Source organism: Streptomyces murinus (assembly GCF_002154555.1).
In the GTDB taxonomy this organism is placed as follows: Bacteria; Actinomycetota; Actinomycetes; order Streptomycetales; family Streptomycetaceae; genus Streptomyces; species Streptomyces murinus.
The window spans coordinates 18,605-27,812 of record NZ_MUNF01000094.1 but is presented as its reverse complement, the minus strand read 5'-3'; the positions used below and the strand labels follow the sequence as shown (position 1 = coordinate 27,812).

Annotated in this window: 9 protein-coding genes; 3 read left to right on the top strand and 6 right to left on the bottom strand. The window is 73.8% G+C overall.

Going from position 1 to position 9,208, the window contains the following annotated elements; translation table 11 throughout:
- The coding region (locus CCN72_RS07555; protein WP_086806839.1) for an amidohydrolase at window positions 1-1,600 on the bottom strand (1,600 nt) is incomplete at its 3' end.
- A gap of 86 nt (window positions 1,601-1,686) precedes the next feature.
- Window positions 1,687-2,337: a TetR/AcrR family transcriptional regulator gene (locus CCN72_RS07550; protein ID WP_086806838.1), complete on the bottom strand. Its 651-nt coding sequence runs from the start codon at window positions 2,335-2,337 to the stop codon at window positions 1,687-1,689.
- Between the two features lie 93 nt (window positions 2,338-2,430).
- Between CCN72_RS07550 and CCN72_RS07545 the strand changes: the two genes are divergently transcribed.
- The 3 genes from CCN72_RS07545 (at window position 2,431) to CCN72_RS07535 (ending at window position 5,606) form a co-directional block, all read left to right on the top strand.
- Window positions 2,431-3,891, top strand: coding sequence for a purine-cytosine permease family protein (locus CCN72_RS07545; protein WP_086806837.1), 1,461 nt, complete (start codon window positions 2,431-2,433; stop codon window positions 3,889-3,891).
- A gap of 41 nt (window positions 3,892-3,932) precedes the next feature.
- On the top strand, window positions 3,933-4,292 hold the full coding sequence (locus CCN72_RS07540) for a DUF779 domain-containing protein (protein WP_037658874.1): 360 nt from the start codon (window positions 3,933-3,935) through the stop codon (window positions 4,290-4,292).
- 75 nt (window positions 4,293-4,367) lie between these two features.
- Complete coding sequence (locus CCN72_RS07535) at window positions 4,368-5,606, top strand: phosphodiester glycosidase family protein (RefSeq protein ID WP_086806836.1); 1,239 nt, start codon at window positions 4,368-4,370, stop codon at window positions 5,604-5,606.
- A 6-nt stretch (window positions 5,607-5,612) separates the two neighbouring features.
- On the opposite strand, the gene CCN72_RS07530 is transcribed toward CCN72_RS07535, so the two are convergent.
- The 4 genes from CCN72_RS07530 to CCN72_RS07515 all read right to left on the bottom strand — a co-directional run bounded on the left by CCN72_RS07530 (window position 5,613) and on the right by CCN72_RS07515 (window position 9,150).
- Window positions 5,613-5,807 carry a hypothetical protein gene (locus tag CCN72_RS07530; protein ID WP_037658873.1) on the bottom strand — a complete coding sequence of 65 codons (195 nt, stop codon included), beginning with the start codon at window positions 5,805-5,807 and terminating at the stop codon, window positions 5,613-5,615.
- Window positions 5,808-5,936: 129 nt separating this feature from the next.
- Complete coding sequence (locus CCN72_RS07525) at window positions 5,937-7,010, bottom strand: acyl-CoA dehydrogenase family protein (RefSeq protein WP_086806835.1); 1,074 nt, start codon at window positions 7,008-7,010, stop codon at window positions 5,937-5,939.
- The gene (locus CCN72_RS07520) at window positions 7,007-8,188 is read right to left on the bottom strand and encodes an acyl-CoA dehydrogenase family protein (protein WP_086806834.1); all 1,182 of its coding nucleotides are present in this window, start codon (window positions 8,186-8,188) and stop codon (window positions 7,007-7,009) included. The genes CCN72_RS07525 and CCN72_RS07520 overlap by 4 nt, the downstream gene beginning before the upstream one ends.
- A complete protein-coding gene (locus tag CCN72_RS07515) occupies window positions 8,185-9,150 on the bottom strand; it encodes an NADPH:quinone oxidoreductase family protein (RefSeq protein WP_086806833.1) in 966 nt (321 codons plus the stop codon). Before CCN72_RS07515 ends, CCN72_RS07520 begins: the two co-directional genes overlap by 4 nt.
- Window positions 9,151-9,208 lie beyond the last annotated feature (58 nt).

Below are 9,208 nucleotides of genomic sequence, written 5' to 3'. Positions count from 1 at the left end.
CCCGATGCCTCACCCGCCCCGCCACCACCGTGAGCACCACCGGCACCCCCGCCAGCTCGGTGTCGGCCACGGCCAGGGGGCCCTCCGCGAGCACCGTGAGGTCGGCGCGGTACCCGACGGCGAGCCGCCCCGCCTGCTCCTCCTCCCCCGCGACCCAGGCGGCGTTCACGGTCATCGCCCGCAGCGCCTGGAGCCCGGTGAGGGCCTGCTCGGGGCCGTGCGGCGGCAGGGAGAGATCGGCGGGGCGGCGGTGCCGGGCGCCGGCCATGACCTGGAGCGGCGGGTACGGCGCGATGGGCCAGTCGGAGCCCAGCACCACCGTCGCCCCGGTGGCCCACAGGTCACGGCAGCGGAACGCGCGCCCCGCCCGCTCCTCGCCGAGCCGCCGCGACCAGTTGTCGGTGTGGTCGGCGCGGGTGAACTCGCAGCAGTGCGTGGGCTGCATGGACGCGGCGACCCCGAGCGGCGCGAACCGCCGTACGGTGTCGTCCGGCACGGTCTCGATGTGCTCGACGCGGTGCCGCGGGCCGCTCGGGTGCTCGGCCCGCGCCTTCTCCACGGAGTCCAGCACATGCCGTACGGCCGCGTCGCCGATGGCGTGGGTGGCCGTGGGCACCCCGGCGCGGTGCAGGGCGGCGATCACCTGGGTGTAGCGCAGCGGATCGGGCCAGAAGGCACGCGCGGACTCGCCATGCCGGTCGGGGGCCTCCAGCCAGGCGGTGCCGTTGTCGATGGTGCCGTCCATGAACAGCTTCACGCCGGTCACCCGCCACAGCGCGCCGCCGGTGCCCTGGAGCCGGATCAGTTCGGCGAGGGCGTCGTCGTCGGTCTCCGGGCGGCACCAGGGGTGGACCCGCAGCCGCAGGGGCAGCGCGTCCTCGGCCTCCAGGGCGGCGTAGACGTCGAGGCCGGTGCCGTCCATGGCGTGTCCGCCGGTGAGGCCGGCCGCGGCCATGGCGTGCAGCACCTCGGCGGTCCGCGCCCGTATCTGGGCCTCGGTCGGCTTGGGCGCGGCGGCCTCGGCGGACTCGCAGGCGGCGTCCTCCAGGAGCAGTCCGGTGGGCCGGCCCTCGGTGTCGCACACGATCTCCGAGCCCTGGGCGAAGGTGCGGGGCCCGTCGATGCCCGCCAGTTCCAGGGCGCGTTCGCTGGCGAGCAGCGAGTGGCCGTCGAAGAGGTCGAGGAGGGCGGGGACGCCGTCGAGGACGGGGGCGAGGGCCGCGTGCCCGACCGGGGCGGTGCCGAAGGCGTTGGGGTCGAGGCCCCAGCCGCGCAGCCAGGCGCCCGGCGGCAGTTCCCGCGCGGCCCCGGCGAGCGCGTCCCGTACGGCGGTCAGGTCGCGGCAGCCGGAGAGGTCGACGCCCATGGTGCGCTCGGCGCCGGAGACCGGGTGCAGATGCCCGTCGGTCAGGCCCGGCACGATGACCGCGCCGCGCAGGTCCAGCACGGTGCTGCGGGGTCCGGCGAGCGCGCGGGCCTCCCGGTCGTCGCCGAGCAGCACGATGCGCCCGTCCCGCGCGGCGAGCGCGGTGTGCGGCAGGAGACCACCGGTGGCCGGGTCGAGCAGCCGGGCGGAGAGCAGGACGAGGTCGGCGGGCACGGGGACTCCTTCAGACTTCGGACTTCAGAACTTCGGGCATCGGAAATCAGGCATCAGGCATCAGGCATCAGGGCAGGCGGGGGGCGTCAGCCTGTGGTCGCAGCGCGCTCCAACGCGCCCTCCTCCAGGCCGAGTTCACGCTCGGCCGTGCGGTGCGCCATCCGGTGCACCGCGGCCGGGAGTGCCGCGTCGGTGACGCCGGCGGTGTTGACGTCGACGCTGAGCCCGTCGAGGACGACGAGGATCTGGAGGGCGACCGCGAGCGGGTCCTCGGTACGGAACTCACCGGCGGCCACGCCGTCCTGGATCAGCCCTTCGAGGCGGCCGCGCCAGTCGGCCTCCTGGCGGGCGACCCGGTCGCGCAACGGGGGCCGGTAGCGGCTGAGGTGGCGGGCGTTGAGCCAGAGCCGGCTGATCGCGTCGTACGTCTCCCCCGAGGTGTGGTCGAGGAAGCGGGCCAGCCGCTCGACGGGTCGGTCGTCGCGCGGCCCGGCGGGCAGCAGACGGTCCAGTTCCCCGGTGGCCGCGCTGCCGAACGCCTCCGCCACCAGTTCCTCGGCGGAGGGGAAGTAGTGGCTGATCAGCCCGGGCCGCACCGCCAGTTCCTCGGCGATCCGGCGCAGGGTGATGCATTCGAGGCCCTCGGCCAGGGCGATCGCGGCGGCCGTGTCCACGATCTCGGCCCGCCGGGCCGCCGGGTCCTTGCGGATTCGTTTGCGCTGAACGCTTGACGACATGACGGCGATGCTATTGAGTGACCGACCAATAAGCAACTGGTCGCCCGCCCAATAAGCGACCTGCCTCCCTCACCGCCGCTAACGGAGGGCCCCATGGCGTCCACGCTCCCCGACCCGAGTCCCGATGCGCGGACCCTGTCCGCCGAGGAGACCGTCCCCGTGTCCCGGGGCTCCGGCGGCGTGGAGTCGCACGGCATCGACCACATACCGGACTCCGAACGCCGGGGCAGGCCACGGGAGTTGTTCTCGGTGTGGGCCGCGGCCAACGTCAACTATCTGAGCCTGGTGATCGGCGGGGCGCTGGTGCTGATGGGCCTGAGCCTGTGGCAGGCGCTCGCGGTGATCGTCGTGGGCAATCTGTTCTGGCTGCTCACCGGGCTGCTCGCGGTGCCAGGACCGGCGGCGGGCGCGCCGAGCGAGGTCATCACGCGGACGCTGTACGGGGTGCGCGGCAACCGGGTCAACAACGCGGTGACCGGCTGGCTGATCTCCGTCTGCTACTTCGCGCTCAACCTGGCCGCCGCGGCCACCGCCGCCTTCTCCCTGGTGGGCGACACCGGGCTGCCGGTGAACACGGCGGTGAAGGCGCTCGTGGTGGTGCTCATCGCCGCGCTCACCCTCGCCATCAGCGTCTACGGCCATGCCGCCATCGTCCGTCTCTATCTGCCGATCGCCCTCGCCCTGACGGCCGTGTTCGCGGTCCTCGCGGTCGCGGTGCTGCGGCACACGGACTTCGGGTACGTCCCGGAGCGTCCGCTGAGCGGCAACGCGCTGTGGGCGACGGTCCTCGCCGGTGTCGCCCTGATCGCCTCGGGTCCCCTGTCGTACACCACCAGCGCCGACTTCTCCCGCTACCTGCCGCGCGCCACCCCGGCGCGGGCGGTGGCAGGCTGGACGGCGTTCGGCGGGTTCCTGCCCGGTGTGGTGGTGTGCGGGCTCGGCGCGTGTGCCGCGAGTGCCGTCGACATGAACGACCCGGAATCCTCCCTCCAGCCGCTGCTGCCCGCCTGGTTCCGGCCGGTCTTCCTGCTCGCGCTGGTCCTCGGCACCATCGCCCTGAACGCGCTGACCGCCTACAGCGCGGGTCTCGCCCTCCAGGCCGTCGGTCTGCGCATCCGCCGCCAGGTCAGCGTCCTGATCGACGGCACGGTGTCCGTCTCGCTCACCCTGTACGCGCTGCTGGTCTCGAACTTCCTGGACACGGTCGGCGATGTGCTCCAGCTGACCGTGGTGCTGCTCGGGCCCAGCACGGCCGTGTACGCCGTCGACATCGTGCTGCGCCGCAACCGGTACGACGGTCCCGCGCTCGCCGACGAGAGCCCGGCCGGGCCCTTCTGGTTCACCGGTGGCGTCAACTGGCGTGGCGCGCTGGCCCTCTGCCTGGGCGTGGCCGCCTCCGCGCTGTGCGTCGACACGGTCTACACCGGCCCGCTGGCCACCGCCTTCGGCGGGGTGGACCTCGCCCTCCCGGCGGGCCTCGTGGTGTCCGCCGTCGCCTACGCGCTGCTGATGCGCACGGGCGCGCGCTCTGGACGGCGCCCTGAGCATCCGTGAGACTGGCCGGGTCGGACGCCCCGGGTTTCCAGGACGGTGCCATGGAAGAGGAAGTCCCGCGCGTACAACTGACCGAGCGCGCCCAGGAACTGGTGCGCCGGCTGCGCGCCCAGCACGGACCGCTGATGTTCCACCAGTCCGGCGGCTGCTGCGACGGCAGCGCGCCCATGTGCTACCCGGACGGCGAGTTCCGCACCGGCGGCTCGGACGTGCTGCTCGCCGAACTGGACGTGTCGGGGGTGGCGGAGCCGGTCACCTTCTGGATGTCGCGCAGCCAGTACGAGGTCTGGAGCCACACCCGGCTCATCGTGGACGTCGTCCCGGGCCGGGGCAGCGGATTCTCCCTGGAGGCACCCGAGGGGGTGCGTTTTCTCACCCGTTCTCGCGTAGTCGACGCCTAGTCCGCCCGCCGGCCGCCCCGGTCTGCTGCACTGCCCCTGGACACAGGGACAGTTGACGAGACATCAGGGGGCACGGTGACCAGACGTCGCAGGCGTTCGGCAGCGGGCAGAGCGGTTCTCACGGTTGTCACGGCGTTCGGCGTACTGGCCGGCGCGGCCCTCGCGGGGGCGGCGCCGGCCGGTGCCGTTCCGGCGGGCACCACCATCGCGCCGGGCGTCACCTACCGGCAGTTCGACCTCCCCGCGGCCGCGGGCACCACGCACGCCCATCTGCTCACGGTCGACCTCGGCGATCCGCGGGTGCGCGTCGATCTGCTGCACCCGGGCGCGGTGGCCGCCCGTGCCACCGTCTCCACGATGGCGAACGCCGCCAGAGCGGTCGCGGGCGTCAACGGGGACTTCTTCGACATCACCGAGACCCAGCACCCGGGCGTGGACCCCACCGGGGCGAGCGTCGGCCCGGCCGTGGCGAACGGCCGGGTGCTCAAGGCCGCGGTGCCGGACGGCCAGCGCTTCGGACCCGCGCTGCCACCGGGCACGGACACCGAGGACGTCCTCGGCGTGGGCACCGACCACCGGGCCCGCCTGGACCGCCTCACCCTGGCCGGCTCGGTCCGCACCCCGGCGGGCAGCCTGCCGCTGAAAGGCCTCAACCAGTACGCGCTGCCGCAGAATTCGATCGGCGCCTACACCTCCGCATGGGGCAGCGCCTCGCGCGGGCGCGCGGTCTGCGGCACCGACACGAACCGGGGGGCGGGGTGCGGCGCCGAGACGTACGAGGTGACGGTGCGCGGCGGCCGGGTGGTCTCCGTCGCCGGCGCCCCGGGCAGCGGCGCGATCCCGGCGGGCACCACGGTCCTGCTGGGCCGCGAGGACGGCGCCCGGCGGTTGCGTGAACTCGCCGTCGGGGACCCGGTGTCGGTGACCCACCGGCTGGTCGCGGCGACTTCCAGGGCCGCCTACGCCTTCGCGCTCGGCGGCTTCCCGGTGCTGCGCGACGGCGCGCCACTCGCCGGGCTGAACGACACCACCTCGGCGGTACGCACCGTGGTGGGCTTCGACGACGGCGGGCGACGGCTGCTGATCCTGGCCCTGGACGGCGCCGTCGCCTACCGGTCCGGTCTGACGGTCGCCGAAGAGGCCGCCGCCATGCGCTCGTTGGGCGCCACCGACGCGCTCAACCTGGACGGCGGCGGCTCCTCCGAGATGGTCACCCGGGGCGCCGGGGCGGCCGCCGTGACGGTCCGCAACCATCCCAGCGGCGGCGCCGAACGGCCCGTGGCGAACGGGGTCGGCGTCTTCGCCACGGGCTGACCCGGCTCAGGGCCGCAGGCTGCTCACCAGGGCGGCCGTCGCGTCGAGCCCGTTGTGGATGGTCGGCGCCATGCTCGAACACGCCAGATAGAAGCCGAGCATCACGCACACCAGTCCGTGGGAGACCTTCAGCGAACCGTTGCGCATGAAGATCACGGCCAGGATCAGGAGCAGCAGCACCACAGAGATGGAAATCGCCATCGGGAACCTCCTCCGCCACGCCCATGAGCGGCGTTCGGCCGCAAGTGTGGCGTAGCGGAGGGTTCCGCCGGGCAGCTGACATGTCCTCCGATCGTGTGATGTTTCAGGTGTTACAGCCCTACCGCTGCTCTAAGGGGCTCGCAGATCGACCAGTTCGGCCAGGGCCTCGCGGTGGGTGCCCGCGGTGCCGTGGGCGAGGGAGTCGGCCTTGGCCCGCTTCAGGCACAGGTGCACGGGGTGCTCCCAGGTCATGCCGATCCCGCCGTGCAGCTGAAGCGCCTCCTCGGCGGCGCGGACGGCGACGGGGGCGGCGTACGCCTGGGCGACGGCCACCGTGATGTCGGTGTCCGTGCCGGTGGCCAGCGCGTCGGCGGCGGCGCGGGCGGCGGCCCGCAGGTTCACCACCTCCAGCCACAGCTGGGCGAGCCGGTGCTTGAGCGCCTGGAACCCGCCGACCGGCCGGTTGAACTGCTTGCGCTCCTTGAGATATCGCACCGTCTCCGTCAACGCCCAGTCCGCGAGCCCCAGTTGCTCGGAGGCGAGCAGTCCGGCGGCGGCCCGCAGGGCGCGTCGTACGGCGGGCTCGGCGTCGCCGAGGCGGCGGCCGGGCACCCGGTCCAGGGTGACGGTGGCGAGCGGCCGGGTGAGGTCGAGCGAGACCTGGGGCGTGCGGGTGACGGCGTCGGCGGCCACGGCGTACAGCCCGCCGTCGTCGGCCGGGACGAGCAGCACATCCGCGACGGCCGCGTCCGCAATGCCGGTCAACTCGCCGTGCAGGGTGCCGTCTTCGACTCGTACGACCGGTACCGCGGCGCCCGGGCCGAGGTGCAGCCCGACGGCGAGCACGCCGATGGTACGGCCGGTCGCAAGGCTGCCCAGCAGTTCCTCGTCGCCGCAGCCGAGCAGGGCCTCGGTGGCCACGACCGCGCTGGTGAGATACGGCACCGGGGCGACCGCCCGGCCCAACTCCTCCAGGACGACGGCGGCTTCGCGGTGGCCGGCGCCCTGACCGCCGAGCGCCTCGGGGATCAGCAGCCCGGCCAGACCCATGCTCTGCGCGAGGGACTTCCACAGGCCGAGGTCGTGCGGGGCCGCCGACTCGGCGCGGGCGGCGACATCGGCCGCGGTGCAGTGGTCGGTGAGCAGGTCCCGTACGGCAGCCCGCAGTGCGTCCTCCTCCTGTGAGTACAGCAGGTCGGTCATCGGGCCAGGTCCTTCCAGGCGACGTCCTTGTCGGTGCGCGGCTCGGCGGGCAGCCCGAGGACGCGTTCGGCGACGATGTTCAGCAGGACCTCGCTGGTCCCGCCCTCGATGCTGTTGCCCTTGGCCCGCAGATAGCGGTATCCGGCGTCCCGTCCGGTGAAGTCCACCAGTTCCGGGCGGCGCATGGTCCAGTCGTCGTACAACAGGCCCTCTTCGCCCCGGAGTTCCACTTCCAGGCCGCTGATCTCCTGGTTGAGGCGGGCGAAGGCGAGCTTCATGCCGGCGCCCTCGGGTCCGGGCTGGCCGACGGTGAGCTGCTGGCGCAGGCGTTCGCCGGTGAGCCGGGCGACCTCGGCCTCCACCCAGAGCTTCAGCAGCCGCTGGTGCAGATCATGGGTGCGCAGCTCCGGGCGTTCCCGCCAGGTCTTCGCCACCGGGCCGATCATGCCGCCCTCGCGGGGCAGCCGCATGCCGCCGATGGCGACGCGTTCGTTGTTGAGGGTGGTCTGCGCGACCCGCCAGCCCTCGCCGACCGCGCCGAGGCGGCGGCTGTCGGGGATGCGGACGTCGGTGAGGAACACCTCGTTGAACTCGGCCTCACCGGTGATCTGCCGCAGCGGCCGGACCTCGACGCCGGGGTCGGTCATGTCGCACACGAAGTAGGTGATGCCCTGGTGCTTGGGCACGGCCGGGTCGGTGCGGGCGATCAGGATGGCCCAGCGGGCGAGATGGGCGCTGGAGGTCCACACCTTCTGCCCGTTGACCACCCAGTCGTCGCCCTCCCGGACGGCCCGGGTGCCGAGCGCGGCCAGGTCGGATCCGGCGCCGGGCTCGCTGAACAGCTGGCACCAGACCTCCTCACCCGTCCACAGGGGCCGCAGCAGCCGGCGCTTCTGCTCCTCGGTGCCGTACTGGAGGATCGTCGGGGCGGCCATGCCGAGGCCGATGCCGATCCGCCGGGGGTCGTTGTCGGGGGCGCCCGCCGCCTCCAACTCGGCGTCCACCACGGCCTGGAGGGAGCGCGGCGCGCCGAGGCCGCCCAGCCCCTCGGGGTAGTGCACCCAGGCGAGTCCCGCGTCGAAGCGGGCGCGCAGGAAGTCCAGCCGCTCGGTCCGCCCGGGCGGGTGCGCGGCGAGGAACTCCCTGGTGCGGTCGCGCAGTTCACCGGCGTCGCTCACGCGGCCACCTCCGTCGTCACGGCGATCCGGCCGGTGCTGCGGCCGTCCGCCACCTTCTGCACGGCCGCCGCGGCCCCCGCCAGCGGCACCCGCTCGCTCACCAGCGGCTTGATCGCGCCGCGCGCGGCCAGCTCGGTCAGCTGCTCGTGGCAGTGCCCGACCAGCTCCGGGTTCTTGGTGTTGTACAGGCCCCAATGGAGGCCCAGGACCGCGTAGTTCTTCACCAGGGCGTGGTTGAGCGCCGGGGTCGGGATGGTGCCGCTGGCGAAGCCGACGACCACGATCCGGCCCTCGAAGGCGACCAGCTTGGCGGACTGGGCGTAGGCCTCGCCGCCGACGGGGTCGTAGATCACATCCGCGCCGCGCCCGCCGGTGGCCGCCTTCACGGTGGCGATGACGTCCTCGGCCCGCCGGTCCACGACCAGGTCGCAGCCCAACTCCCGTGCGACCGCCGCCTTCTCGGCACCGCCGACCACACCGATCACGGTGGCACCCGCCGCCTTGCCGAGTTGTACGGCCGCGCTGCCGACGCCACCGGCCGCGGCATGCACCAGCAGGGTCTCGCCCGCTTCGAGCCGGGCCCGGCGATGCAGTCCGAACCAGCCGGTCTGGTAGCCGATGTGCAGCGCGGCGGCCTCCGCGTCGTCCAGCGCCTTCGGCGCGGGCAGCAGGGCGGCGGCGTCCGCGAGGGCGTACTCGGCGAAACCGCCGTAGGGCAGCGCGGGGGTGGCGAGCACCCGGCGGCCGTCCTCGGTCTCGCCGCAGATCTCCACGCCCGGGGTGAACGGCAGCGGCGGCCGCACCTGGTACTGCCCCCGGCACAGCAGCGCGTCGGGGAAGTTGACATTGGCCGCCCGCACCCGCAGCAGCACCTGGCCGTCACCCGGTACGGGCCGCCCGGTCTCGGTGAGGCGCATCACCTCGCTCGGCTCGCCGTTCTCGTGCACCTGCCATGCCTGCATACGGGGCCTCCACGCGACCGCATCGTCCGACCGGATCCGCCCGCATACTAAGCGGTCG

Bases quoted from the DNA above. Each gene is read 5' to 3' on its own strand.
- CCN72_RS07515 (WP_086806833.1), bottom strand. From the start codon at position 9,150: ATGCAGGCATGGCAGGTGCACGAGAACGGCGAGCCGAGCGAGGTGATG.
- CCN72_RS07540 (WP_037658874.1), top strand. From the start codon at position 3,933: ATGGAAGAGGAAGTCCCGCGCGTACAACTGACCGAGCGCGCCCAGGAA.
- CCN72_RS07550 (WP_086806838.1), bottom strand. From the start codon at position 2,337: ATGTCGTCAAGCGTTCAGCGCAAACGAATCCGCAAGGACCCGGCGGCC.
- CCN72_RS07545 (WP_086806837.1), top strand. From the start codon at position 2,431: ATGGCGTCCACGCTCCCCGACCCGAGTCCCGATGCGCGGACCCTGTCC.
- CCN72_RS07525 (WP_086806835.1), bottom strand. From the start codon at position 7,010: ATGACCGACCTGCTGTACTCACAGGAGGAGGACGCACTGCGGGCTGCC.
- CCN72_RS07530 (WP_037658873.1), bottom strand. From the start codon at position 5,807: ATGGCGATTTCCATCTCTGTGGTGCTGCTGCTCCTGATCCTGGCCGTG.